Source organism: Pontitalea aquivivens, from assembly GCF_046507575.1.
GTDB lineage: Bacteria > Pseudomonadota > Alphaproteobacteria > Rhodobacterales > Rhodobacteraceae > Pontitalea > Pontitalea aquivivens.
On the sequence record NZ_JBKFEY010000015.1, the window covers coordinates 1 to 23,997 of the forward strand.

The window sequence follows — 23,997 nt, forward strand, 5'->3', positions numbered from 1 at the left end:
AATATACCACAGTGTGTTGCATGTTTACCACGCCCGTCCCGCATTGTTACCTAACCGCAACACCTGGCCCATCCCGCATATATACCTAGCTGTTGCCGTTCTGCCGCATGCATACCTAGCGCAACACCCCCATGTTGCATAATTACCTTGCCTTCCCCTGCATTTTTTATATTTACCTAACCGCTCGGCAGTGTAATATGCACATACACACATAAGCACATATGGCACTAAGCACATATGCCCCCGCCTGTTCTGCATCTTTACCTAAATGGAGCATCCAGCATGTCGAACGATCCGATGACCTTCATGCACTTCGCGACCGAGGCCGACGCGGCCACCGGCCACGCGATGATCGACGCGGAATGCCGCAAGCTCGGCATCACGCAAACCCTGCGCTCCCGCGCTGATCTGTCCTGCATCCCCGCCATCGCAGCCCTTACGCTCGATGACAGCGGCCTGCCGCTGGCCTACGAGAACTCCTACCACTGCGACCACTGCAACCAGAGCTGGACCGACTGCTGGTCCTGCGCGGTGGATGACGAGTGTGCTTGCTGCGGCAAGGACTTCTCCCCCGAGGAAACGACCCTCCGCATTCCTGAACCCTATGCAGCGCTCTTCGAGATGCTGCCTGAAATCGCATGGTGATCGATATGAACGCACAGCCCATCTGGCGTGTCGCCCCCGTCTTTGCACCCATCACCCCCGCCATGATCGAAGGCCGTCAGCTGCCCAGCTTCAACGGCTGGCAGATCGCGGGCAACGATGATGATGTGGTCATCCTCGAAACCGACGATGCCGAGGCGGTCAAGGATAAGCTGCTGGAACTCGCCAGCGGCTCGCCCCACAACGAAGTTTTCTCGCTGGCTGTTCCGACCATGCCAGAGACGGATGACGATTGGGAAAGCGCGGTCTTCATGCTCGCGCTGATCGCTGCGAAGGCGAGCGACAGGCCCTACAATCTGCCGCTTCCCTACTTCTGCACCATCGAGATCGATCTTGAGAGGATCGCCATGATCCTGACCGAGACAATCCACGACGAAATCCCCGGCTACGACGACCCCGAGGACTTCCGCGAGGATGACTTTGACAACCACACCTATACGCCTCTCCGCGAAGCGCTCATGGAGGTGCTGCAATGACGCAGATCGCACTATACGCGCTCTTCATCCTTCGGGATGGAGAGCTGGAGCATTCGTTCCACCACACCGAGGAAGAGCGCAGCGCGGCCGTGCAGGCCAGCATGGCTGAAATCGCCAGAAGCATCGGCCGGAGCGCGGCCGAGTTTACCCAGACTGTCGAGCTGGAAGAGCGCTATGAGCAGGCCACGGGCAGGCAGCTGGAATTTTTGACCGAGGACGTGACTGTCCCTGTGACGCATCCGGTCCTAATCCAGGTGATCGCGCTGATTGATAGCGCCATGAAGGATCTTAAATCCTCTGCAAATCCGCCCTATGTGCCGTTGTCCTACCTGCGTAAGGCCATGCAACTGCTACAGGGCGAAGCCTAAAACATCGAGTCGGCCGCACGGCGACCGACAAAGGAACGCGCAGGGGCGCTGGGCACCCCTGCGCCATCCGATCAGAAGCTGTAACCAACCTTGACACCAATTCCCCATGCGTAGCTGCCTTCCAGCTCCGCAACGCCAGTGGCAGGCGTCCCCAGCGACGGGCTGGCGTCACCTAAAGCGGCATAGGTGACAGCTGTCGTCACCTTCATATGATCCTGCGTGTAGATCGCAGCCAAGGTTACGCTCTTGCTGCCGTTCGTCGGAGCGAGCGGCGAGACCATTTCATCCCCAGCCTTCTCATAGCTGAAGCTCACAGCCCCAGACCATCGCTCACTGAAGGCATGACCAATGCCGAGTGTGTATGTCGTGGAGTCGTCCAGATCGACAAGCCCATGCCCTGTAACCTGCCACAGCCTATCAGGATCGATACGGAAGCTGGACCAATCCACCCAGCGGATCGATCCGAACAAAAGCGTTTTCGGATTTAGCCCCGTTTGGAATGCGAGGTTCCACGATTCAGGCGTTGACACCCTAAGAGGCGACGAGCCGTCCAGGAGCGGCAGGGCTGGGGCCGGGCCGGGACCGTCCGGGTCAATAAGAGGCCCCCGCTCTGTGGCCCGGAAATCGTGGTCTATTGGCGAACTATAGGTCAGGCTCACGCGAGCGCCGATCTCCGGCCGCTCCCACGACACCCCAGCGAGCCAACCAAAGGCCGTGTCATGGTCAACGCTCATATTATAGCCGCTAACGGGACCGAAAGCTGCACCGCCAACGGATACACTGCCATCCGTGCGTGACGCCCTGACCCCTGCATGGACCCCAAAGGGGCTGTCCGGTATCTCATACCGAACGACGCCGGTCACGTTCACGCTGCTCACATCAACGCTCGTGCCGCCAAGCATAGCGGACCCGCCAAGTGGATAAAGCAAATCAGCCCCAAACGGCTGATCGACAATCAAAGCAGCTGACCACTGGTCGTTGATCTGCTGCTTATACGCGAAACCGACGCTGTTATATGATCCGAGGATATTGCCTGTTCCCGCACCGGGACCGAAAGGTGTCTGGTCACGCCCAGAGGCGCTGGGCGACACATGGCCATAGCTCAACTCAAGATAGTTTCCCTCTTCAAAAAGAGGCCCGAGGAACTGGCTGCGGCGCTCGATACCACCGGCAAGGACGGAATCGTTCATGAGCAGGAGCAAGCCAGCTCCAAGAAAATACATACGTTTCACAACGTCTCCTAACTGCAATCGCCTTCAAGAAAACGCTTCAGGCTCATTCCAGCCATCAGCCCGAATGGCGGTAGCGCCAAGGAGTAATGGCCGCATGGCAACTCCTTTATGACGGGTTCGGCACCAGCCGCCTGTAGCTGCCTTACGAACCTTCTGGTCAGATCGGGCAAGACTACGGTGTCGCGACGAGCGAGCACCATATGCAAATTCAGATCAGGCCGGGCGAGGCGCTGGGCGTAGCAACCAAGGTCGGCTGGCCCCCATGCTACCCGCAAACCAGAAAGGTCCATGGCAGGCTCCAGGCCCTTGCGTATGGCGCGTGTAGCGCGACCAGTCCACACCATGTCTGCTAGGCTGTCCGCTGTCAGGAACAACGATGCCTTGGACACGGCCGGATCGTGCGCAGCAACCAGACCGGCCACCCACGATCCCAAGCTCATCCCTAGAACCGCGATCTCTTGGAAGCCACGTTCAGCCAACCATCTGATGACCGTGCGCCCATCCACCACCGCCTGACGCAATGATTGAAGTGTCCTGCCCAGATTGGCACTGAGCATGTAATCGGCATGAGCCGCGCCGGGACGGCTGCGCTCGAAGTGATAAGGCATCGCGACCTCGACAACGGCCAAGCCGGTTCGGGAAAAGTAGCTCGCAAGGGCGCTTTGGCGCGAAGATGCGTTCCAGTGATGGAAAACGATAAGCGCTCGCTGTGATGCCCCATTATGGGTGATCTTGGCGGTGACGCGATCATTGACCGGAACGCCCGTCCTCACTGCTGACGGGAAGCGCAACCAGCCGTCCTCTGCATCTATCCGAGCCTCATAGCCCGCTGGCAGATCGTAATAGGCGGGATCAGCCTTCGCGTTCTCGGCCCATCCGCAGAATTCATCCAAGGACAGGCCCGGCCCGGCTTGCGGAAAGGCAAGCTCCGAGCTGATAGAGAAATCCTCGACCGACTTAACCTGCTCGCCGCGAACCGCCCGGCCCTCGTCCCATCGATCTAGCAACCTAAGAAGCACTGTGCCCACCTCGAAAAATCCGCTCCCTTCCTAGAGAGAACTCTGGATCGAAAAGGGCACAGGTGGCGACAAACGACGCCACCGCAAGCAGAACGACCCACCCGACAAAAGACCCCATAGAAATATATGAAGCGCAGAGTAAGACGATGACAGAAACCATCTTGGCAACGATGACTGTATCGGTAGATTGAAGCCGAAGCCGCACGACACCATAGACAAATACGAAGCAGGTTGCCAAAAGAACTACAAGACTGCTGAAATGGTTCGGCATACTCACATCAAAATATTCCCCGCCTGTCGTTGGCAGGTTCATAAATGCGCTAATATCCATCATCATCCACACCAGAATATTTTCTGTGTCAGATGAAAGATACAGGCTCTGCAATTTCATTGCCGTGGCGATAAGTATTACGAGCATCGAGCACCGGAATATTCCAATACCGACAATTCGCGCCAAGGATCGACCATCCGCTGTCAATACCTGACCTGCATCAACCCTTGCCGCATCGGCCAACTTCCCGCAGTCATAGGCTATCGTGTAAAGCAGGATCAGACCGACAAAGAGCGCATAAAACGTGATGCTCATGTAGAGATAGGTGATGGCAGTGAACGCGATAGATACCGGAACTGAAACGACTTCGGGGCGCACAAGCGCCAAACTTCCCCAATCTATTGCATATGGATTTTGACCGTTTAGAAGCGGCCCAAGCCGCACACCGACCCACTGAATCACACCCGCGAATACGGTGCAGATCAGGAAGACAGCCCAGAACGTAAATGATGACGCATCGATATGTTGCGTCCAGGTCTTCACGGCCCTGTCAGGGCCGACTTGTTCGACCAGCAAAGCACGGCCTTCTCGTTTCCAATATAGCAGCGTTTCAGCCACAAGTCCCAAGAAGAGCGGCAGAAAGACCATGAACAGGATGGTCCAATTCGGTGCCCATAGATAACCTATTTGCTTGGCTATGCCTTCATGATCGTAGCTGACATTGTGAACACCAATGATGAAGGCCACGAACCCCAGCGCCACAGCGCCCGCGAAGACGGTGGCGGGCAAATTCAGCGGTGATCCAGCGCTGAACAAGGCTTCCGATGCCCGCGCCAATCGATACCGCTTCCTACCAGCTGTCTGAACCTGCTCGACCGGCAGAGCTTCTGGGATTGCCTCTACGGGCGGACCATCGCTCGGAGCCGGGCGTTCGCGGGCCTGCCGTCGCCGCTGTCTCTGCACAGCCAGAGCTACACTCAACGCAACCTGCCAATCCGCAGTTGCTACAGGATCATCACACCCAAAGACCCTTGCGAGCCAACGTATGTTCTCTGGGCTTATCCCGCGCTCGTTGTCTTGAAACCAGAGCTGCACGGTTCGCAACTCGACGCCAGCTTTGTTGCCATCGATCTCCGAAATTGCCGCCGCGAGTAGATCGGCCGTCCATGGCCCAGAGGGAAAACCGTCATCACCAACAGGCCGACCAGCCCCCGAAGCAGCCAGTTTCTTAAAGAGCTGCTTGAAAGTGCTGCCGTCATTATGCGGCGCGACGAAATATTTCCCTTTTTTAATCAACTAGATACACGCATACGTTTCGCTTTGTTTCGCGAGAATTCGTAGCGTATCGTGCTTCTCGCTTCAAACACTATTTAGATAGAGTCGTGCCAACGCAGCATGTGGGCACATCCATCCATGACAAAGCCTTGCAGCACACCAGCCGCTGTGATGCCCTATGTGAGACGCCCCACGAAGGAAGACCCATGGCAGAGATCCTATTCCTCGACCGCCTGCGACAGGCGAAGAACACCCCGCAGACAACCTTCCGTCAGCTCGTGAGCGAGCGGCTAGGAGCTGACCTGTCTCGCAAGAGGGAAATCCTGCGCTCATTTGGAAACCCGACCGCGACCATCCACGATGGCGACGTGAAGCAGCATTCCGATCACATCATGCTGATGTTCTCCGGCACCGGGCCGCTGGAAGGATACTCATTTGGCTTTGCAATCCGCTCCGACAGCGCAGCAAGCATCCAGGCCGAAATTCATGTATTCGATTCCGCCAGCACATCTTTGCTCTCGAAAAAGATATGCTCATGCAGCATTCTCGACTATACGAGCGAATGGCTGCAATCCGCATACAACACCGCGCTGGAAGTCATTTCCCCGGTTTCGCAACCATCTCGCTCTTCCAACACGGCACGGGCTTAAATCGTCAAGATGATCTTCGGCCAGACCTCTGTTCCTGTCCGAGAAAATAGCCTCGACTTATCCGCCCCAGATATAGAAGCGCGAACGACAGGGCAGCCAGTTTTTTTACTCAGCCACTCATATCCCTTTTGTTCCTCGCCGGGAGTTATCTTTCCAGTCGGGAAGATCATCACCGACCGGCCGGAGATAAGGGACTTTCGCAGAGACCTGATTGATAACGCTCGATCCGCCGAAAGCGGAACAACACGGCCTAAACCGCACCATTCCAAGAGTTTCAGCAGACTCCGGGTTATTCCGTTCTCGACCGCATATTTCGGCGTGACCGCATAATCCATGGAGATCGGAGCCGCCAAAGCGAATATAATTCCATCCAATAGGCTCTGATGGTTGCATATCACAATGCTGGGCTGCGAGCTTATCACGCCAGCTTTCTCTGTGAACGTCACTCGGACGCGCAGCAAACTCAGAACAACCTGCTTCCACAGCCTCATAGTCGTCAGCCAGCTGGTGTCAATTTGATCTGGTGTCGATCCGGGCCACGCACCCCGGATCGCGGTCGCAGTTGCGCACAGATGGAATGCGCCTGGTGTAGATCGTCACCGCATTGGTTCCATCCGCCTTCTGCTCGATCTTCACGGCATCGCCCAGAAACGACATGCTTTGCGCGAAGCCCTGCAAGGACTGCTGAACCTGTTCCTGAAGGCTCACCGCATGAGACAGCGCAGCCCGATGCTGCTCAAGCTCTTCGGCCGTCGCGGCGGCGAGAGCCTGATACCGGGCCTTCTCGTCCGCGATCTCTGTAGCCGCTGCCCGAACCTCGGCCACCATCCCAGCGCCACCGATTGAGAAATAGAGCGTGGGCACCAGGAGCAGGAGAGCGACAACACCAGCCCCGACCAGGCCGAAGGTCAGCTTCCTGATCTGCGCATCCTTCTTGGCTGTCAGATCGTCCAGCTGGGCCTTGGACGCGGCAACCTCGCGCGTGAACACCTTCACGACCTCGACCGTATCATGCAGATCGCGCTCGGCACCCTTCACCAACACGTCTTTCGTCTCGGTAGCCACCTTCTGAAAATCTGTCAGACATCCACTGATAGTCCTGCGAGCTGCCTCGACCGCCTTCGAGGTTTGATCCGAGGCGAACTCCAGCTCCGCGTTCTGAACAGCAGCTGCATCGCTGGCCTTCTTCACGAAGCCCTCCAAGAGCGCGTTCATCTGCTTGTCCGTCGCTCTCACGGCATCGCTGGCGCGAGCATCAAGCGCCTGTTCCACGGCCTTGGAGATCGCGGGCTGCAAACCTTCGATCTGGGCCTGAACCGCATCCCTGACACGCTTTGCGCCCTGTCTGGCCGCTTCCTCGATCAAGAGGATCTTCGGATCATCAATCTGGCCGAATCCATCACTGAATGCCGGTCCAGTCAGAACGACCGGCCGTCGCGCTTTCGCCGCAAGCTCGGCGTCGTCACCAACATACCGAACCGTGAGCGCTTGGGGTTCCGCTTTGACCAACTCGAAACCGATCTTCCCCAGGTCGGCAATCACATCGCCCCGCGAGCGCAGCTCGCCCGCCATAACCGCGTCTTCGACAAAGGTGGTCAGCGCCGGGCGCAGCCCTTTGTTCGCACCCCTGTCGGCCAGCTGGAAGCTGGGTCGGATACCAGCCCGGTGCCGAGGCATCGGGTCTTGCAGATCGAACGTAAGGGCCTGCACCCGCGTCCAGAGCGCGGCCTTGTCGATCATCACCTTTGGCAGGGGCAGAGGTGCCTGCTCGGCCTTGTTCCACAAAGGCAGCAGGAACCGCAATTCGTGTCCCGCCCCCCAATTCAGATGCTGCCAGACGATCTCATAGTGCTCATGCCGCGCGAAATCGGGGAAAAAATCTGCCTCCCAGCGCTCCGCTATGCGCCGCAGGAACACGTCATCGTCTGGCTCACGGCTGGCGAACACGATAGCACCGGCCAAAGCGCGAGGCTGGCCCTGTATCGCCGCCTGGACCGCCTTGGTGCCAGTCTTCTTGAACGCGGCCTCGACTGCTGGCAACCGGCCGATCAGCTCGATCACACGCGGGTTGTTCTGTCGATCCAGAAACCCGGTGTCCTCAACCTTTGCCGCATCACGCGGAATGTCATCAAAGCGAAGCAGCATGGCTCCCTCCTGTTTCAGATGGCCGAAGGGGCCGAAATTTCCCGATAATAGTCCACACCGCGTTCCGTGACCCCATAGCCCGATCCGGCGACCTCGCCATCTTCGGTGAATAGGCCATTGCGGTATTGGCAGTATCCTCGCTGCGTCAGATCGCGCAGGAAGCCCCTGGCGACCTCTCGCGGCATCCACTCCGTGGTGAAGTGTTGAAGCCTGTAGAACGTCTCACAGCGCCCGAATGGCGCTTCCCCGTCGATCATGACCGACAAGATATGCCGGTCAAAGAAAACCCGCGCCTCGGGGCATCTGTCAGCCTGTGCCATTGACCCTTCCTCGCTGCTATTCTCGCGGATCGACCGCAAGCGCCCCGATCCGATCCGGCCGGAAACCTGCCCAATGCTCGTCATCGGCAACAACCACCGGGGCTTGCCGATAGCCCAGCGTCTCCACAAAGGCATAAGCCTCCGCGTCCTCGACCAGATCGATCAGCTCGTAGGGAATGCCCTTTGCCTCCAATGCTTTCGTGGTAGCGGTGCATTGGACACAACCGGGTTTTGTGTAGACTGTTACGGTCACGTCACTCTCCGTCTGTTGAGAAAAACTCTATTTGACCATCAGTGCCGGAAGCCCGTCCGCGAAATCGCGAACGAAATCTTCGTCAAGGAAATCGATCTCCGAATTGCGCAGAGCGCTATTCGCCCACCGCCTGATCTCTTCCGGTTCCGGGTGCCGATAGATCAACACTACCTCCCGCCCCTTGCTTTCGGCTTGCGTCTTCAACGAGGCCCAGAAACGCATGGTGTCAGGCTCATTGAGCGCCAGAACCTGCTTTGCCAAGGCAGCAATTTCCTCGGGGCTGCGCGGCCATTTTCTTGGTGTCGTCATCCCGTGCCTCTCAATCCATGTCGTCGTTTTCGATCACAACATCATCGTCGTCATCATCGGCCACCATCACGCCAGCGGCTCGCTTCGCAGCCCGCTCTTCGGCGGTCTTCATCTTCACGGCATCCAGAAGGCGTTGAACCTCGGCCTTGGCCTTCTCGTGCTCGGATTGGTCATTCCCAAGGGCCAGCACCATGTAGGAGAGCGAGGTTTTCAGATCGTCCTCGCCATGCCCGAGGATCTGGGCAAAGAAAGCCGACTTCGTGCGGCGCATCGACCCGAACCGCGCATATGCCAGCTCGGCATAGAGAGCGCGAAGCCATTTGACCGAGAGCTTGTCCAGCAGCTCTTCTGTCATTCCTTCAATGTTTGAAAGAGAACCGCGCAGCTGCGCGTTGAACCGGCCGCTCTCGCCAGAATTCAGATCACGATAATCGAAGCCCTGCCAGCGCTGCCCCAGCTTGGATTCCCGAATTTCTTCCATCGCCTTTAGGACCAAGGGAACAGTATCCACCTTCCCATGAGGGACAACCGGGATACGATAGGTCGCGCCGTGCATGGTGCCCTCGGCACCGCGCGTCTTTGCTTGGCCGGTGAATTCCAGCACATACTTCTGACGAACGCGCCCTTTCTTCACCTGCTCGACAACCGGCGCGAACTCGCCGTCACGCACCACTTCAATGAAGCGCCGCCCGGTCAGCCCCATGACGCCCAATGCTTTCTGGCGCACGTCAGTGCTGTCCAGCCACTCGACAAACGCCGCAACCATTTGCTCCGGGTTGGGGCACAGAACAAGGTTCTCTGCGCGAGACTTCACCGCCTTGGTATAATCGCGGTTCAACGTCTCGATCATGCCCTCGGGAAAGGTGATGATCGCCAGCACACGGCCTTCCAGCTCGCGGCGCTCGTCGCCCTCGTCCAGGGACTCGAACCACTCCTTGATACCTGCGCGAAACTTCACAATGTAGAGCTTCTGCGACCCAAGGGCCTTGTCCGCGAACTCTTCACGCTTGGCGTTCCACGCAGCCGTAAGTCGCCCCTGCCAGCCGTGCTGGCCGACCATCAGGGAAACTTGGTGCGCGAATTCATCGATCTTCTTGGTAAGGGGATAGCGTGCCATATACCTCAACTCCTGTCGGGTTTGTTTAGGTATATATAAAACAGGGCAAACCTGCTGGCAAGCTGTTTCCGGGGTATACATTATTTTTACCTAATCACCCTGATAAACGCATCCGGGTATCCCGACCTCCGCGCCCATCCGGCCAGAACATCGGCCGTGTTTCGCTCCGTTTCCGGCATCAGAACGAGATGCCACGAACCCTGCCGCCCAAGGCGAGCCTCAAGCCCGGCCTCCTTGATGCGCTCGATCTGCGCCTCTGCCCCCGCTTGACGCCGGTAGGCTCCAACTTGGACATAGCGAGCGCCAGCACCGCCTTGGCCGAGAAAGACCTTCACATCGAGCACCCGTGACAGGTGCCGTGGTTCCGGCAGAGTGTCCCATTCCATATCTTGCGCAATCGCAGGGACGGTCCCCAAAACAGCAATAGCCGCAACCGCCAGCATTAGCCTCGATCTCACCGCCCTATCCTTCCTTCCTGATGTATGGCCCGCTCATGCGCGAGCCTTGCGCTTCCGCCCGGTTGCCGCCTTGCCCGACTTCGATCCGTGCGAGTCGATCCATTTGGAAAGAGACGACCGCGATTTCAGCGTTTCCGGGGGTATTTCGATCCCCTTCTGCCCGGCTATCTTCTCGGCAAACTCAACCTGCTTCGAGCTGGGGAGATCATCGCCTTCGCCCTTGGGCATCTGATCCTTATGCTTGTCGATCCAAGCAGACAGCTGCTTGCGGTCTTGCAGAACCTCATCATCCAGGGTGACGCCCAGCGCTCCGGCGATCTTGCGAGCGAAGGCCAGCTGGCTTTCGCTAGGACCGCCGCCCTCGGTCATCGGCCCAAGAAACTCGCGGCAGATGCGAGCGTCCGAAGCTGCGCCTCGTGGCAGGCTGACACCATCCCGTTTGGCCTTTGCCTTCGCAGCGGCCAGCATCTTCGCGCTTGGGGGCTGTTTCACATCAACCTTGAGCGCACCGGCACCATCGGCGCGGCGCTTCATCGCCTCAAGCAAGCGCTGTGTCTTCATCAGGATTTCATCGATCACATGCCGGGGATCAGCTTCACCCCGCAGAATCGCATCCAGCGCCATTTCCATTTCGGCGGTCGCGGCTGGATCAAGCCATTCCGGGCATTCCTTCATCAGCTCCCGGTAGAATTCCAGAGCGAGGGGCGAGGCATTGAGCCTGCCCTTCACCACCATGAAGTATCCCTGCTTGATAAGCCCGGCGATAATGCTGTCGCGTGTCGCAGGTGTCCCTATCCCCTTGGCCTCCTTGAGACGCTCGGCCATCGCTGGATCGTCCGCAAAGCGCCAGGCTTCCTGCATAGCCTTGATGAGAGAACCTTCCGTATAGAGCGACGGCGGCTTGGTCATCTTCGCGTCCACACCAGCATCCTTGGCTGTGGCCTGCGCTCCGTTCGGCCATGCCGGGACGGCAGGGAATTCCTCGTCATCCTCTTCGGCCTCGGCGGCGCTGGCCCCCATGGCCTCGCGCCAACCTGCGACCTTCTCGACCACCCCCACGGCCGAGAACTTCCGCTTCTCGGCCGACATGGAGATTTCAGTGCGATCATAGATGCGATCCGGCCCGACAGCGGCCAGATAGGTTCGGGCTATATGATCGAACAGCTTGCCTTCATCCTGGCTCAACCGGCTGTAGATCGTTTCCCAAGCCTCGACAGTCTTGATGTTCGGCACGATGGCATGGTGCGAAGATCCTTCCAGTGCCTTGTCCGAAAAGTGCCCAGCCTTGCCCTTGCGGATCACCGGCGTCTGATAGCTCACGCCCAGCTTGCCCAGCGCATTCAGCCCATCCAGCATAGCCTGCGCATTGCCGATCTCGACTTCCGGCAGATAGCGGTTTTCTGCACGGGGATAGGTCGTGATCTTGTGCGTTTCATAGAGGGCCTGCGCCACATCCAACGTCTTCTTGGCCGACCAGCCCCAGCGCGAAGCGTAGATTTGCAGCGTGGGAAGGTCGTTCAGCTTCGGTGGACCTTGGCGCTTCTCTTCCTTCACGACAGACAAAGGCCCCGCCCATGTCCGCAGCCCGGCGACTACTGCCTCTCCTACCGCCTTATCGAAAATCCTCGCGTCCTCGCCCGGCCGGTGGTTAAGCCTGACGACTTCGCCGTCATGTTGCGCTTCCAGCCACAAATCCCAATAGGGACGCGGCGTGAACCCATCGACCTCGATCTGCCGCTTGCACACGATAGCCATGGTGGGAGTTTTCACGCGCCCCATGCCCATGGCCCCGCGCATACCATCCGGTTTCAGGGCCACCGTCGCGGCTCGGGTCGCGGAAAGGTTGGCGATCTGATCGACCTGGGCGCGAGCGACAGCAGCTTGATAGAGCCGCAGATGCTCGCTGTTCGGCCGCAGGTTGGCGAATGCCTCTTGCAGGGATTTTTCATCCTCCGCATTGAACATAGCGCGGAAAACCTGCCCCTTGAATTTGAGATAGCGGGTCAGGTTCTCCCCGATTGCCTGCCCCTCGCGGTCACAGTCCGTCGCGATGATGACGCGATCCGCATCCTTCAGCTCGGCCTTGATTTCCCGCAAGAGCTTGTCTTTCCCACCCGACTTGTCTTCGGAGAAGGGATAGAACCCTGATTCCGGGCGCAGCAGCTCACAGCTCCACTTCGCCCAATCGGGATTGACCTCTTCGGGATCAGCCAGCCGGATGATATGGCCCCGCAGACCAATCACCCGCCCAAACCGATTACCTACCGCAGCCTGGACGTTCCTGGCTTGGGACGGCTTTTCGCACAGCACGATGGATTTCATGGGCGCACCTCCATGGATCAGTCTTCCTCGACTTCGCTTTGCGCTGCCCACGAAAGCAGTGCAGGGCAAAGCTCAAAGGCTTCTGGTGATCTGGCCTGTTGCATTGCAAACTGTGATCGCACCGCTGACAGCATCACCGGATCACCGGGAATGAAGTTGTGCATCAAATCCGAAAGCGCCTGGATGCCGCGAATCCTGCTTTCGGGCGACAGATCGCGCCAAAAGACGCGACCTTCTGCGATGTTGCGGATCACGGTCATGACTTCGACCATGACGGCAATCTGTTGTTGGACGGCCTCTAAGGTCGCCGTCGCCTCGCGGAGTTGGTTGCGCGGTCCCATTTCAGAACGGAATCTCGTCGTCGTAGTCATGCTGATCGATGGGATTGCGGCCATCGATAGGCGGGCCATCCGGCACCTTGCCTTTGCCCTTGGCCTTGCCGCCGCTCGCGGCACCCCGGCTGCTTTCATTCGATTGGGATTCGTCGCGGTCATTCGCATCGCTGCGCTCAAGGGAATGCAGCTTGCCGCCCATGGGCACGAGGACACCGCGATTATAGACGGTCTTGCCGTCAACCTCGCGCCGGGACTCGTTGTTCTCGCCCTCGACATAGACCAACATGCCTTTGCGCAGCCGGTCACGGCCATGCTTGATGCGGTATTTGTCGAACGTCACCACATTGTGGCCGACAGTGACCTCCTGCCACTGATCGTTTTGGTCGCGGTAGCTGCGCGATGTAATCACGCGAACCCGCATGAAGTCTCGACCAGCTGGCGTCTGCCCGAAAGTCGGGTCATCCGCCAGTCGGCCAAGCAACCGGACCTCATTGATGTTCAGCATTCCCCGAAACTCCTGCTTATGTTGACGACTTGCACGGTAGCCGATGGTCAAGCATAATTCAATCTAAATACAAATTGCAAATTATGGAAAGGGAGTCCTATGAAGCCTGTTCAGGCGCAATTCGCCATCGCCATGATCGCCATGGGGGGCGGGACCGCAGCGGGGGGCGCGGTCCACAGCGCCAGCCAATGGGCCTATGGTCCCCTGGGATTGCTGTGCATCGTCCTGGCATTTACGCAGGCCAAGACGGCCAGGAGCGCAGCGCTGGTGGGCTGGATCGGTGGCTTTTTCTACTTCGCCGCCGCCTTACCCTTCCTGCTGACTGGTTATGCCGCCATAGGCATCACCGGCCTGAAACCCGTAATAGGCGTTGTCGCTCTCTATGCTTTGTTGTCGCTCTGGTGGCCGGTCGCATTCGCATTGGCGTTCCGCTATGGGCGGGGCATCTACGCTCCCTTCTTGCTTGCGGTCCTATGGAGCCTCGCGGAGCTGCTGCGCAGCTACGTCTTCCCGGCGATCCCGGTAGCGCAAATCGCCTCGATCCTCTCCCAGATGCCTATGGTGCAGCTCTCACGCTTCATCACCGTCGAACTGCTAGGCACATTCCTGATCGCGATCTGTGCGACAGCGGCTTTCGACATGGCGAACCGCCGCTGGCCTCTGGCAAGTATCGCGATCTTCCTTGGAGCGTCGGCTCTCGGCCTCTGGGCCAGCAAACCCGTGCCGCTCCCTGAAATGCCGCGCATCGCCTCGATCAACACCGCGATCCCGCAGGCAGAGCGCTGGAACGATGCACTGATGCCCGCCTATATCGCTGATCTGACCGACCGCACACGCGCGGCATTCGATGCCGGAGCCGAGCTGGTGATCTGGCCCGAAGTTGCGGTGCCGTTCTTCTACGACGAGCTGACGGCCGAGCTGGCCGCAGCCAAGCCCCCCGAAGGGGCTTATCTGGCTCTGGGCATCATGACGCCTATCGAGGCTGAACCCGGTCGGTTCTGGAACAGCTTCCTGATCCTGGATTCCGATCTGAACGAAGTCGCCCGGTATGATAAGCGCCAGCTCTTTCCCTTTGGCGAATACATCCCGTATGCCGAAGAGCTTGAACGCCTCTTTGGGATGAGCACCATCGCTGCCAGTCCAAATGCGATAGCACACGGCGCAGGATCGCCGCTCATAACCCTTCCGGGCCTGCCCGGCACCATCGTAGCCCAAATCTGCTATGAAGGCTCCTATGCCGTCTCCCGCGCTGATAGGGGCGCTGCTGGGGCATACATCATCAATATCAGCAATGACGCCTGGTGGCCTGGTGTTGGCGCTCGCTTTGTCGAACAGGAAGCCCGGCTTCGGGCTATCGAGGCAGGCTTGCCGCTGGTCCGCGTTCCTAACAAGCATCCCGCCGCAACCTTCGACGCGCGGGGGAACCTCCTGTGATCGACTAGCCCTGTGCGGCAAGTCCGACACCGCTCCTGATGTTTTTGAAAACGCGATCAAGGGCAGCATAGCGCAGGCCCTGATCGTGGATCGCACTCGCCTCGCGCCATGAGCGGGCCATTCTATCGCCCTTCGCCACCCCCCTGCACAAAGCGTCAACGGCCGTCAAAATCGCGCCCTCGCAGGGATCTTCATCCGCTGAGGCCAAGACTGCCATTTCCAAAGTATCAAGCGCTGCGCGAAGATCTTCACGGATCGGGATTTGCTCCGACCAGTCGCCACCAAACGCGACATTTCGCAACTGCTGCCTGCGCTCCATGCTCTTCATCCTTTCAAATGGAAAAAGAACATATATAGAACATGCGCAATGTAGAGTCACGTTGAAGAGTAACCGGATGGGAGAGTTTCGGACCCTATACATCGACATGAACGGCTTCTTCGCGAGTGTCGAGCAGCATGAGAACCCGCGACTCCGTGGTCGGCCGGTCGCGATCACGGCTGTCGATGACAAAAGCGGGGCCTGCGTGGCTTGCAGCTACGAGGCCAAAGCATTCGGCATCAAAACAGGGACGCCCGTCTGGGAAGCCAAGCGCCTGTGCCCCCAGGTCGTTTTCCTACCATCGCGCCATAGGCTTTATGTGCGTTACAATCTGCGCATATCTGGCATCCTGGACGAGATGGCGGAAGTCGAGCGCATCCGCTCTGTCGATGAATTCCAGATCAGGCTATCAGGCGAGGCTACCGAGCAGGCCGGGGCCTATGAGCTGGTGCGGCGCATGAAGGACCGAGTGTCGCGCGAGATCGGTTCAAGTATCAAGTTTTCCGCTGGCATCGGGCCAAACGCTCTTCTCAGCAAGATTGCAGGCAAGCTGGAAAAGCCAGATGGGTGCCAGTGGTTAAGCCCGCGAAACATGCCGGACCGCCTGTCGCATCTGAAGCTCGATGACCTCCCCGGCATCAGCAAGGGCATCAAGGCTCGCCTCTTTGCAGCTCGCGTATGGGACATACCAGCCCTCTATGCCTTGGACCCGCGCCACGCCCGCATGATCTGGCGCTCTGTCGAGGGCGAGCGGTTTGTCAGGGCCTTACAAGGCGCGGACATACCAGTGGTTCCGACAGAGAGGAACGGCTACGGCAACAGCAAGATCCTGTCGCCGGAGAACCGGCCGGTGCCGCAAGCCTATCTGGTAGGAAGGTGGCTGGTAGAGAAATCGACCTCACGTCTTCGCCGTGATGGGCGCGTATCGTGCCGCTTCACATTGTCCGTCCACCTTATGCCCGATGGCGGCTTCACACGCTCGATCCGATGCGAAGCAAGCCAAGACACGGCCTACTTCCTCGATCTGCACCGCAGCTTATGGCGTCAGCTATGGCCGATGCTGCGCGGCCGACTGGTCATGTCGGTAGGCGTCCACTTGGCTGACGTGTCCATGCTTGCGGATCGGCCGGGTGATCTGTTTGCGCCCAGAAGCCCGGCCACCCCTACTCAGGGCGAAAGGCTCTCTGGTGTAGTTGACCTGATAAATCGAAGGTTCGGCGCTGGCTCAATCCATTTCGGTGTAAATAAACCGCACCCTGGCTTTTTTGAACGCGGGTAGACTACAGCTCAGATGCTGGCGCTTGGCGCAAGGCAAACACCGGGTGCAAGATTTCCCTACGGCCCGAGGCATCGCAGGCGCGGATATAGCCGACCTGCACAAAGTCAGGCGAACGGCGGGCCGCGTCAATCACAGATTTTATCTTGTTCAACGGATGCCTCCGGCTTCCGCCAGATCGCTCATAGGCATCATGGCAAAGGGTCGGATCACCAGCCCACGCCCGCTTGGCACCCTGTTCAAGCATGACGGCTTTCAGGCATTGGGCGATAGGCTGGCGCATCACTAGACCCTGTTTGCCGCGTCCCGATAGACAGCGTTGCGTTCGCGCTTCCCGACCGCCACCACACTCACGACAAGCTCTGCATCCCTGACCTCATAGACCAGACGATACCCGACAGATCGCAGCTTGATCTTGTAGCGGTTGGGCGATCCATGGAGCTTTGAAGCTGGCACATGCGGGTTCTCCAACCGCTCTGCCAGCTTCTTCTTGAATTGGGCGCGGATCGTAGCCCCAAGCCCGTCCCATTCCTTCTGGGCTTCCTCGCGGAAGCGCAGCTTATAGGTCATCGAGATTGACCGGGATTTCGCGGCTGTTGGCTCTGGCGTCCGCGATAGCGTTCAGCTCGGCGTCCTCGATCAGGTTCAGCATGGCCTCGTATTCGTCGGCCGGAACGCAATAGAACGCAGGTTCATTGCGGTTCAGGATCGCAACCGCCGACCCATTTCCCGCCGCCATGGTTCCCATGGGGTTGCGTTTCAACTCTGTCACGCTGGCGGTCACGCTCGCATGTATGGAATGTGCCACGGGCTTTCTCCTTCGCACCCTAAACAGGGCATTAAATAGCACTCTTTCGGGTGCTTTTCAATACCCCGCTCGCGGCTGGCGGCATGACAGTCAGTTGGGTTGAAGCATAGCCACAAACATCTGGGCAGCTTCATATTCCTCGAAAACGAAGTATTGCCGCGTAACCTCGTTCGGATCGTCATCTGATCGAACGTCGAGCGCGAGGCCGAAGCCTTCCGTAAAGGTGACAATCTCGGCGTGATCGGCAGACATGAGCGCGGCTATTTCCGCCTCGGTAGCCGGGCGGCTTGTGATGTTGTTGTGGCCCATCGTCACAACAACGCCCCGACGATCATCACATGCAGGCAGATCGTGCCGAGGCTCGCGATCAGTTGCGCAAGGGGGCCGCAACGGTCGCTGACCCATGCCATTACTGCGCCTGACACGAGGGAGAGGATGACCAGCGCCTTATGCTGCTCCATGAACCCGCTCACGGCGGCATCAAGCGCGCCAAAAGCGCTATCACCGGATAGACCGAAGAGAGTGTAGGCACCATCACCCAGCGTGGAGCTTCCCAGATCCATCAGCGCCGCAAACAGTCCGACAAAGCTGCCCCCGAGGACCAGGAGCATCCAGAAGCCCAAAACATAGAGCGTGGTCGCGAACCCGAGACGGTAGCAACCCATGGCGGCTTCCTTGCGCATGGTGAAGCCGTGATTAGTGCTGTGCGAAGCCATAATTCCACCTTTCTCTATCTAAATATGAATTGTATTTTGCCCGCGCTCCTGATTATGTTCAAGGCATATGTTCTTGATCCTATGCCGCATATGAGGAAACCCATATGGCTCTTTTCATCGACAATGAAGACGTTGTGACCCTCGCCGCGCAGCTGGTCGCCGCGACCGGCAAAACGAAGGTTGCCGTGGTCAAGGAAGCCTTGGCGCATCACCTTCAGCAGATTCAATCTAAGCCATCGCTGACAGAAAGCATCCGGTCCTTGCAGGCCAGGGTGAAGGAAGACGGCTTCATCGCGCCGGGGGGCCAGTGATGTTCATCGACAGCTCGGCCTTTCTGGCAATCCTTTTGGCCGACCCGGCCGCACCCGATCTTCTATCCCGCCTACAAGCCTCACGGCGCAAGCCGGTAACGACCGCCACCACCCGCCCCCAGGTGGTCATGACGCTGGCCGATAGTCGCGCCAGAGGACGCTCCATGACCCCAGAGGATGTGCAGCTTGCCACCGAAGCCTATGACGAGCTTCTGAAGCTGCTCGAATGCTCGGAGATCATGGTCACGAACAAGATCAGCCGCCTCGCGGTTGAGACGGCCGCAGTCTATGGCGTGAGCGCTGGGCACCCTGCCCAGCTGACCATGGCCGACTGCATGGCCTATGCCGGTGCCAAATCCTCGGGGATGCCCCTGCTCCACGCCAGCGAGCATTTTGCGGAGACGGACCTTGCGTAGCATCCTGATCCTCGCCCTCATCGCCAACACGGCGACAGCAGCCATTGCCGGTGACGGCCTGGTCGGCCGAGTCTCCGTGATCGACGGCGACACCATCGAACTGCACGGCCAGCGCATCCGCCTCCACGGCATGGACGCGCCAGAGGCCCGGCAGCGGTGCTCACACCCTGACGGCTCCAAGTGGCGCTGCGGCCGAGAGGCTGCGTTCGCCCTCGACGACCTTCTTCAAGACCGCGTTCTGGTCTGTGATCGACGCGATCAGGACCGCTACGGGCGCATCATTGCCGTGTGCCGGGTAGGATCGATCGATATAGGGGAATGGATGGTGCGGAATGGATGGGCGACAGCCTATCGCCGCTATTCTGCCGACTATGTTCCAGCCGAAGAAAAAGCCCGCGCCGAGGGGCGCGGGATCTGGTCAGGATCGTTCGAGAACCCCGAAGCGTGGCGCTGGGGCGGATGATCGGATCAGCGCTGCCGCTTCAACCAAATCCCAGCGATGACGCCAGCCAGCAGTAGAAGCGCCATGGCAAACCCAACCGCCACCGCCAGATAGAACCAAATGCCATCGGCTTCTGGTGTCAGGTCCACGGCATATGCTCGCCGCCCAAAACGCACTTCACCCCGATAAAGAGAAGCGCTCGGCACCCAGAACAGGACGCCGAGCGCAATAACAACCGCCACTTTCTCAAGGCCGGTTTTCAGCTGGTGGATCAAGCCTGCGATACCCCGCCAGCCTGTGCCGTCCTCGTCAGGTATTCCAGATGCGTCAGCGCTGTCGCCGGATCGTTGGGATAACCCGGCAGACTGACCAAGAAGCGCTCCACCTTTGGATGCTCCAAACCCGCCTCGATCAGGTCATCAAGCAGGGTTGCGCTGTTCACCGAAACCCCCGATCCGTCCAGGGCGTCCAACATTGACGCGGTGCGCTGTTCCCACATCGTGCTCATGGCCGCACCCCCACGGCTGCGGTTTTCTGGGGGCTGGCCGGAACCGGATCGGCCGTCGCCATCGGATCGAAATCGTCGTCATCGCCCATGCCGAGGTCGATTTCTTCTTCCGGCACATCTTCATCAAAAACGATGCTCGCCACTGCGTTTTCCGTGTTCACCACGGCCTTGTCGGCTTCCGCCGATGCTTCCTTCTGGGCCTGCATAGCCGCCTCCTTTTTCAATCGACGCTCTTCCTGGATCGCCCGAATCCAAGCCTTGTCATCTTCCGGTTCCGCCGCTGGCGCAGGCGCTGCGGGTTCCGGCTTCGAGGCTTCGGCCGGGGCCGGGCTGTCGGACGCGGCCGGTGCCGTCTCCGGGCTTGCCTCGATCACTTCATCCTCATCCACGGGCTGTGCCTGCGGTTCGGGCGCGGCCGGGGCCTTTGCTGCGGCCGTTGGTGCTGCCGGTGCGGTCGCCTCGGCCGGGCTGGCGTGGAATTCTTCCGCTGCCTGGCGCTCTTCTGCGCTGGGCGCGGACAGAACTCCTTCGGCTTCCCGTCGCGCCCTGACCATTTCAGCCAGGTCGCGGTTCGACAGTTTCAGATCGTGCTCGACAGCCATCTGCACCACGCGCTCTTTGAACTCGGTTGTGCCATTGACCTTGACGACACCCCACCGCTGTTGTGCGAGCTGGAGCGATGCCAGCAGCGCGGCATCCTCTTCAAAGTCGGGCACATAGATGTTCTTGCCGTCATCCACGAATGAGGGCTTCGGACGGCCCTCATAATAGAACGCCACCTCCCGGCCGTGGATCTGCGGGCTGAACGCGCGAATGTCGCGGGCATCATCTGCCGGTTTGCCTTCGAGCTGACGCAGAGCGGTCAGCTGGTGGGCTTCTTCGACGGCCAAGGCCAAGGCGTTCACGCTGACTTCTGGCGGCGTTTTCCCAAACATGCTTTTCGTGTTCGCTGTCAGGGCGTCCATCATGGCGCGGTGACGCAGTTGAAGAGCCTCGTATTCTGCCCGCTTCTTCGCGACTTCGGTGTTGTGTTGATCTTCCGCCTGCGCCTCGATCTCGGCCTGCTTGCGCGGCAACCGAGGATCAGAACCATCCGACAGATAGTTTTCTTGGTCTTCAGCCATATCTTGTCTCCCAGGTTGGGGGCGTCATCAGGAGACGATGCGCCGGTCAGTCTTCTTGATTGTGATGGGCCTCCCGCCCACCGCCGCCGAGGCAGCGGCCGAGGCGTCGAAGCCTTGCAGGGCGCTACTCACGTCAAGGGCACTCTGCGCCGCGCTCTTCTCGGCCTCTTTCTGGGCCTCGGCCCGCTCGACCTCGCGATAGATCGCTTCAAGGTCGAATGTCGCGCCGGTATCATCCATCACAGCGGAACGCTTGTAACCGGCGATAAACTCCTTGGTGACGAACCGCGCGGCCTGCCGCGACAGATCGTTGGCCGTGCGGCGCAGGAAGGGTGAATAGATAGGGGCACCAATCGCCTTCTCGGCGTTGTAGTGCTCCCACATGCCCATTGAATCGACCGTGCTGATCGGCTTGCCCAGATCGAGCAGGAACCGCCAGTGGTGGATCTCCACGAAGCGCATCCAACGCCACACATTGGGCGTATAGACCCCCATCTGCCGGGTGCGCTCAACCAGCGTCCCCAGAAGTCCGAAGCTGTAGGCGTTGGACCTCACCAGCTGAGTGCATTCCTCGGATGCCCGGATCAACCGCTCGGTCACTTTGTCCAGATAGGCCCGTTCCGCGGCCGAGGCCGGGGGAGAGTCTTTCCAGATAAACCTGGCCTTCTCATCCTGCCCGACCGGCCAGCGTTTACGATCTTCGAGACGGTGCATCGTCAGCACGTCCCACATCAGATCACGCGCTTTCTTCACGGTCTTCATGGTGTCACCGCGCATCAGCTCCTTGCCGTCAACGGTCACGGTTTCGTGCAGATACTCGGCCAGCGTCACCAGATCGCGGGGCGATGCCTTATCCTTGCCCTTCTTCCCGGTCTTCTTGCTGGCTCGATCCTCAAGCCAAAGACTGTTCTCCGAGGCGCGATGCTTGTCATCGTCAAAGCCGAGGCGCAGCCTTCCGCCTTCCGCCTTCTTCATGGCGTTCAGCTCCAACCAGACTTCATCGGGAAACTTGTGCAGATCGAGGACGGCTCGCACATAGTCTTTTTCCTCGAAGAAGATCGAGTAATGCACCCGCGCCAAGGCGGGGGCCATGACCAGAACCATGTGGAACGGAAGGGCGTTTACCGCACGGCGCACCGCGTCCAGATCATTCATGTTCTTGAGGTCAAGGAAGGGATTTCGCGGCCCAAAGGTGCCAGCGAAAAAGGACTGGATGCCGGTCTTATCGACTTCCAGAAACGGATAGGGCAACGCCTCGGGGAAATCCGGGTTTGAATCGGGGCTTTTCCACTCGTCGGGAACCCCAATCCTCCGAATGAAACCGTGCTCTTGCAGGAAGGTCAGAGGGTGATACGGCAGTCGGCCATCACCTTTGGCTGACGACAGCTTGTAGTCCTTATAATCAAGGACGAAACGCACGGCCGGTTTGAAGATCGCAAACTTGTGCAGGATCTCCATCATCGACGGCGGCTTTTTGTGGGTGATAAAAGCGTCCAGGTGTTCGCTCGTCACCTTGTTGTGGGCAATGATGCCGATAGTCATGATGCCGACCCCGGCAAGCACAGCTGTGGGAATCGAACTTTTGACCAGCGAAGCCAGGCTGAACACGTCACGATCCGTCTCCGCGATGAACCGCCGCGCCTGCGGGAACAGGTCATCCCAGAATGTGCCGAACTCGACCATGCGAACCGTCTTGTAGAGGTTCGCCACCAGATCGGGCTTGGCGATCCAGAAGGCCGCAAAGAGGATGCCCACGAAGAAAACCGCCATCGCGAGCATGATGCCAAGCGTCTGAAATTCCTGTTGCCGCTTGCTCTTTACTGCCATTCTCGATCACTCCGCGAAAAAGGAACTCACGCGAATATCGAAAAGGCCATGCGGATCATCGTAATCCAGCAGAACCTTTGCGATCCCCGAGCGCACCAAGGCATTGGTGAACTGTTCCTGGTAAGATTTCGGGACACCACCCTCATGGTAGGCCCATCGAAGCAGCAACGCTGGGGTGCGATTGCGCTCCCGGAAATTGGTATCAGACATGAGCGCTTCCAGCGCCGTAGGGCCAAGGCTCTTGTGGCGAGCCACATCCCAGATCAGCGCAAGAAGATCTTCATTCCTTCTCGGCTCCCGTTCCACCTCTTCTTTTTTGGGGCCGGGCCGAACGTAGTCATTGACCGCTGATCCATCGATCAGCCGAAGCTCACCGCTCTCGATCAGCTTTTCAAAGCGTTCGCGCTGGGCGGCAGGCACTCCCTGACGCACACCACCCACCCACGGCCAGATAGACGTTGGGCGACGTTCAAAAAGCGCTGCAAATTCGGCCCGCGCCTTCTTGGTGTCACCAAAGTTGTGTCGGATCAGGGCAAGAACATTCTCGCCATAAACCTCGGTGTCTTCTTCTTTGCTCAAGTCTATCACCCTTCTGATTACGATGGACTTTACCCATCGTCTTTCGGTTTACGGCGAACGTAGCACAAAGCCACGTTCGCCGCAGCCAGCGGGATCAGGTCTTGGTGCCGACGACATATTCCACGAAGACGAAGGTCAGAACGGAGAATACGCAGGTGCAGCCCCCGATGGCGATGGTCGCCAGGGCCATACCCTTGCCGGTGCGGCCGCTTTCGTCCTGGTTGGCCTTGTGCAGCAGGTAGAAGCCGAAGAGCGCGATCAGAAGGCCGATGGGCGCGGCCCAGACGATGGCCACGTCAGCGATCTTCTCCGCACCCGACTTGGCCGAGTCCACGTCCAGCGTGGTGTTCTGCGCCGCGACACGGGCATCCTCGACCTGCTGGATCGGGTTCAGCACGTCAGCAGTCTGCGCCATGGCCTGCTTGCCCGCCATCAGGGCGGTCGTGGCATAAACTGCCACAGCGAGCGGCGCGTCTTTGATCTTGTTCCAGATTTTCATTTTATCACCTTCCACGTTGC

General features: G+C 59.0%; 34 protein-coding genes. 9 read left to right on the plus strand and 25 right to left on the minus strand.

Annotation, left to right across the window (positions count from 1 at the left end; translation table 11 throughout):
• The first annotated feature begins 282 nt into the window (after nucleotides 1–282).
• The 3 genes from ACK8OU_RS14110 to ACK8OU_RS14120 are packed head-to-tail and all read left to right on the plus strand — an operon-like array spanning nucleotide 283 to nucleotide 1,507.
• The gene (locus tag ACK8OU_RS14110) at nucleotides 283–645 is read left to right on the plus strand and encodes a hypothetical protein (protein WP_410304062.1); all 363 of its coding nucleotides are present in this window, start codon (nucleotides 283–285) and stop codon (nucleotides 643–645) included.
• Complete coding sequence (locus ACK8OU_RS14115; RefSeq protein ID WP_410304063.1) at nucleotides 639–1,139, plus strand: hypothetical protein; 501 nt, start codon at nucleotides 639–641, stop codon at nucleotides 1,137–1,139. The genes ACK8OU_RS14110 and ACK8OU_RS14115 overlap by 7 nt, the downstream gene beginning before the upstream one ends.
• Nucleotides 1,136–1,507, plus strand: coding sequence for a hypothetical protein (locus ACK8OU_RS14120; protein ID WP_410304064.1), 372 nt, complete (start codon nucleotides 1,136–1,138; stop codon nucleotides 1,505–1,507). Before ACK8OU_RS14115 ends, ACK8OU_RS14120 begins: the two co-directional genes overlap by 4 nt.
• Nucleotides 1,508–1,578: 71 nt before the next feature.
• On the opposite strand, the gene ACK8OU_RS14125 is transcribed toward ACK8OU_RS14120, so the two are convergent.
• From ACK8OU_RS14125 to ACK8OU_RS14135, 3 genes are read right to left on the minus strand one after another with little or no spacing between them, the layout of a single operon-like run.
• The gene (locus tag ACK8OU_RS14125) at nucleotides 1,579–2,730 is read right to left on the minus strand and encodes an OmpP1/FadL family transporter (RefSeq protein ID WP_410304142.1); all 1,152 of its coding nucleotides are present in this window, start codon (nucleotides 2,728–2,730) and stop codon (nucleotides 1,579–1,581) included.
• Between the two features lie 17 nt (nucleotides 2,731–2,747).
• The gene (locus ACK8OU_RS14130) at nucleotides 2,748–3,767 is read right to left on the minus strand and encodes an alpha/beta hydrolase family protein (RefSeq protein WP_410304065.1); all 1,020 of its coding nucleotides are present in this window, start codon (nucleotides 3,765–3,767) and stop codon (nucleotides 2,748–2,750) included.
• Nucleotides 3,748–5,325 (minus strand): RcgA family putative transporter, encoded by a 1,578-nt coding sequence (locus ACK8OU_RS14135; RefSeq protein ID WP_410304066.1) that lies wholly within the window; start codon nucleotides 5,323–5,325, stop codon nucleotides 3,748–3,750. The genes ACK8OU_RS14130 and ACK8OU_RS14135 overlap by 20 nt, the downstream gene beginning before the upstream one ends.
• 185 nt (nucleotides 5,326–5,510) lie before the next feature.
• Between ACK8OU_RS14135 and ACK8OU_RS14140 the strand changes: the two genes are divergently transcribed.
• A complete protein-coding gene (locus ACK8OU_RS14140; RefSeq protein WP_410304067.1) occupies nucleotides 5,511–5,954 on the plus strand; it encodes a hypothetical protein in 444 nt (147 codons plus the stop codon).
• Here the strand turns inward: ACK8OU_RS14140 and ACK8OU_RS14145 are convergent.
• The 10 genes from ACK8OU_RS14145 to ACK8OU_RS14190 all read right to left on the minus strand — a co-directional run bounded on the left by ACK8OU_RS14145 (nucleotide 5,951) and on the right by ACK8OU_RS14190 (nucleotide 13,769).
• On the minus strand, nucleotides 5,951–6,445 hold the full coding sequence (locus ACK8OU_RS14145; RefSeq protein ID WP_410304068.1) for a lysophospholipid acyltransferase family protein: 495 nt from the start codon (nucleotides 6,443–6,445) through the stop codon (nucleotides 5,951–5,953). The genes ACK8OU_RS14140 and ACK8OU_RS14145 overlap by 4 nt on opposite strands.
• A gap of 19 nt (nucleotides 6,446–6,464) precedes the next feature.
• Nucleotides 6,465–8,099 carry a hypothetical protein gene (locus tag ACK8OU_RS14150; RefSeq protein WP_410304069.1) on the minus strand — a complete coding sequence of 545 codons (1,635 nt, stop codon included), beginning with the start codon at nucleotides 8,097–8,099 and terminating at the stop codon, nucleotides 6,465–6,467.
• 14 nt (nucleotides 8,100–8,113) lie between these two features.
• On the minus strand, nucleotides 8,114–8,419 hold the full coding sequence (locus tag ACK8OU_RS14155; RefSeq protein WP_289896635.1) for a hypothetical protein: 306 nt from the start codon (nucleotides 8,417–8,419) through the stop codon (nucleotides 8,114–8,116).
• Nucleotides 8,420–8,435: 16 nt separating this feature from the next.
• On the minus strand, nucleotides 8,436–8,672 hold the full coding sequence (nrdH, locus tag ACK8OU_RS14160; RefSeq protein WP_410304070.1) for a glutaredoxin-like protein NrdH: 237 nt from the start codon (nucleotides 8,670–8,672) through the stop codon (nucleotides 8,436–8,438).
• A gap of 27 nt (nucleotides 8,673–8,699) precedes the next feature.
• On the minus strand, nucleotides 8,700–8,981 hold the full coding sequence (locus ACK8OU_RS14165; protein WP_410304071.1) for a hypothetical protein: 282 nt from the start codon (nucleotides 8,979–8,981) through the stop codon (nucleotides 8,700–8,702).
• Nucleotides 8,982–8,991: 10 nt separating this feature from the next.
• Nucleotides 8,992–10,098 (minus strand): protelomerase family protein, encoded by a 1,107-nt coding sequence (locus ACK8OU_RS14170; protein WP_410304072.1) that lies wholly within the window; start codon nucleotides 10,096–10,098, stop codon nucleotides 8,992–8,994.
• 86 nt (nucleotides 10,099–10,184) lie between these two features.
• Entirely contained in the window at nucleotides 10,185–10,484 is a 300-nt protein-coding gene (locus tag ACK8OU_RS14175; protein WP_410304073.1) for an SPOR domain-containing protein, read from the minus strand.
• 105 nt (nucleotides 10,485–10,589) lie between these two features.
• Nucleotides 10,590–12,878 (minus strand): DNA topoisomerase, encoded by a 2,289-nt coding sequence (locus ACK8OU_RS14180; protein WP_410304074.1) that lies wholly within the window; start codon nucleotides 12,876–12,878, stop codon nucleotides 10,590–10,592.
• A gap of 17 nt (nucleotides 12,879–12,895) precedes the next feature.
• Complete coding sequence (locus tag ACK8OU_RS14185; RefSeq protein ID WP_410304075.1) at nucleotides 12,896–13,249, minus strand: hypothetical protein; 354 nt, start codon at nucleotides 13,247–13,249, stop codon at nucleotides 12,896–12,898.
• Entirely contained in the window at nucleotides 13,221–13,769 is a 549-nt protein-coding gene (locus ACK8OU_RS14190) for a single-stranded DNA-binding protein (protein WP_410304076.1), read from the minus strand. Before ACK8OU_RS14190 ends, ACK8OU_RS14185 begins: the two co-directional genes overlap by 29 nt.
• Before the next feature lie 48 nt (nucleotides 13,770–13,817).
• Between ACK8OU_RS14190 and lnt the strand changes: the two genes are divergently transcribed.
• Nucleotides 13,818–15,152, plus strand: coding sequence for an apolipoprotein N-acyltransferase (gene lnt, locus ACK8OU_RS14195; protein ID WP_410304077.1), 1,335 nt, complete (start codon nucleotides 13,818–13,820; stop codon nucleotides 15,150–15,152).
• Between the two features lie 4 nt (nucleotides 15,153–15,156).
• Here lnt and ACK8OU_RS14200 read toward each other — a convergent pair whose 3' ends face one another.
• On the minus strand, nucleotides 15,157–15,480 hold the full coding sequence (locus ACK8OU_RS14200; RefSeq protein ID WP_410304078.1) for a hypothetical protein: 324 nt from the start codon (nucleotides 15,478–15,480) through the stop codon (nucleotides 15,157–15,159).
• Here ACK8OU_RS14200 and ACK8OU_RS14205 point away from each other — a divergent pair.
• On the plus strand, nucleotides 15,470–16,750 hold the full coding sequence (locus tag ACK8OU_RS14205) for a Y-family DNA polymerase (RefSeq protein ID WP_410304079.1): 1,281 nt from the start codon (nucleotides 15,470–15,472) through the stop codon (nucleotides 16,748–16,750). The genes ACK8OU_RS14200 and ACK8OU_RS14205 overlap by 11 nt on opposite strands.
• Before the next feature lies 1 nt (nucleotide 16,751).
• Here the strand turns inward: ACK8OU_RS14205 and ACK8OU_RS14210 are convergent, their stop codons facing one another.
• The 5 genes from ACK8OU_RS14210 to ACK8OU_RS14230 form a co-directional block, all read right to left on the minus strand.
• Nucleotides 16,752–17,030: a hypothetical protein gene (locus ACK8OU_RS14210; protein WP_410304080.1), complete on the minus strand. Its 279-nt coding sequence runs from the start codon at nucleotides 17,028–17,030 to the stop codon at nucleotides 16,752–16,754.
• 2 nt (nucleotides 17,031–17,032) lie between these two features.
• The gene (locus tag ACK8OU_RS14215; protein ID WP_410304081.1) at nucleotides 17,033–17,317 is read right to left on the minus strand and encodes a type II toxin-antitoxin system RelE family toxin; all 285 of its coding nucleotides are present in this window, start codon (nucleotides 17,315–17,317) and stop codon (nucleotides 17,033–17,035) included.
• Nucleotides 17,307–17,555, minus strand: a complete 249-nt coding sequence (locus ACK8OU_RS14220; RefSeq protein ID WP_410304082.1) for a type II toxin-antitoxin system Phd/YefM family antitoxin — start codon at nucleotides 17,553–17,555, stop codon at nucleotides 17,307–17,309. The genes ACK8OU_RS14215 and ACK8OU_RS14220 overlap by 11 nt, the downstream gene beginning before the upstream one ends.
• Nucleotides 17,556–17,645: 90 nt before the next feature.
• A complete protein-coding gene (locus tag ACK8OU_RS14225; protein WP_410304083.1) occupies nucleotides 17,646–17,864 on the minus strand; it encodes a hypothetical protein in 219 nt (72 codons plus the stop codon).
• A 2-nt stretch (nucleotides 17,865–17,866) separates the two neighbouring features.
• Nucleotides 17,867–18,238 (minus strand): hypothetical protein, encoded by a 372-nt coding sequence (locus ACK8OU_RS14230; RefSeq protein WP_410304084.1) that lies wholly within the window; start codon nucleotides 18,236–18,238, stop codon nucleotides 17,867–17,869.
• Between the two features lie 137 nt (nucleotides 18,239–18,375).
• On the opposite strand from ACK8OU_RS14230, the gene ACK8OU_RS14235 reads away from it, so the two are divergent.
• Genes ACK8OU_RS14235 through ACK8OU_RS14245 form a run of 3 tightly spaced genes read left to right on the plus strand, consistent with a single transcriptional unit; the run spans nucleotide 18,376 to nucleotide 19,461 of the window.
• Entirely contained in the window at nucleotides 18,376–18,582 is a 207-nt protein-coding gene (locus tag ACK8OU_RS14235; protein WP_410304085.1) for a type II toxin-antitoxin system VapB family antitoxin, read from the plus strand.
• Nucleotides 18,582–18,998 (plus strand): PIN domain-containing protein, encoded by a 417-nt coding sequence (locus ACK8OU_RS14240; protein ID WP_410304086.1) that lies wholly within the window; start codon nucleotides 18,582–18,584, stop codon nucleotides 18,996–18,998. The genes ACK8OU_RS14235 and ACK8OU_RS14240 overlap by 1 nt, the downstream gene beginning before the upstream one ends.
• Nucleotides 18,991–19,461, plus strand: coding sequence for a thermonuclease family protein (locus tag ACK8OU_RS14245; RefSeq protein ID WP_410304087.1), 471 nt, complete (start codon nucleotides 18,991–18,993; stop codon nucleotides 19,459–19,461). The genes ACK8OU_RS14240 and ACK8OU_RS14245 overlap by 8 nt, the downstream gene beginning before the upstream one ends.
• Nucleotides 19,462–19,466: 5 nt before the next feature.
• On the opposite strand, the gene ACK8OU_RS14250 is transcribed toward ACK8OU_RS14245, so the two are convergent.
• The 6 genes from ACK8OU_RS14250 to ACK8OU_RS14275 all read right to left on the minus strand — a co-directional run bounded on the left by ACK8OU_RS14250 (nucleotide 19,467) and on the right by ACK8OU_RS14275 (nucleotide 23,977).
• On the minus strand, nucleotides 19,467–19,715 hold the full coding sequence (locus tag ACK8OU_RS14250) for a hypothetical protein (RefSeq protein WP_410304088.1): 249 nt from the start codon (nucleotides 19,713–19,715) through the stop codon (nucleotides 19,467–19,469).
• On the minus strand, nucleotides 19,712–19,948 hold the full coding sequence (locus ACK8OU_RS14255) for a hypothetical protein (RefSeq protein WP_410304089.1): 237 nt from the start codon (nucleotides 19,946–19,948) through the stop codon (nucleotides 19,712–19,714). Before ACK8OU_RS14255 ends, ACK8OU_RS14250 begins: the two co-directional genes overlap by 4 nt.
• The gene (locus tag ACK8OU_RS14260) at nucleotides 19,945–21,072 is read right to left on the minus strand and encodes an LPD7 domain-containing protein (RefSeq protein WP_410304090.1); all 1,128 of its coding nucleotides are present in this window, start codon (nucleotides 21,070–21,072) and stop codon (nucleotides 19,945–19,947) included. Before ACK8OU_RS14260 ends, ACK8OU_RS14255 begins: the two co-directional genes overlap by 4 nt.
• A gap of 27 nt (nucleotides 21,073–21,099) precedes the next feature.
• Complete coding sequence (locus tag ACK8OU_RS14265; protein ID WP_410304091.1) at nucleotides 21,100–22,899, minus strand: secretion/conjugation apparatus DotM-related subunit; 1,800 nt, start codon at nucleotides 22,897–22,899, stop codon at nucleotides 21,100–21,102.
• A gap of 6 nt (nucleotides 22,900–22,905) precedes the next feature.
• Nucleotides 22,906–23,478, minus strand: a complete 573-nt coding sequence (locus ACK8OU_RS14270) for a hypothetical protein (protein ID WP_410304092.1) — start codon at nucleotides 23,476–23,478, stop codon at nucleotides 22,906–22,908.
• A gap of 94 nt (nucleotides 23,479–23,572) precedes the next feature.
• Complete coding sequence (locus tag ACK8OU_RS14275) at nucleotides 23,573–23,977, minus strand: hypothetical protein (protein ID WP_410304093.1); 405 nt, start codon at nucleotides 23,975–23,977, stop codon at nucleotides 23,573–23,575.
• Nucleotides 23,978–23,997: the final 20 nt, after the last annotated feature.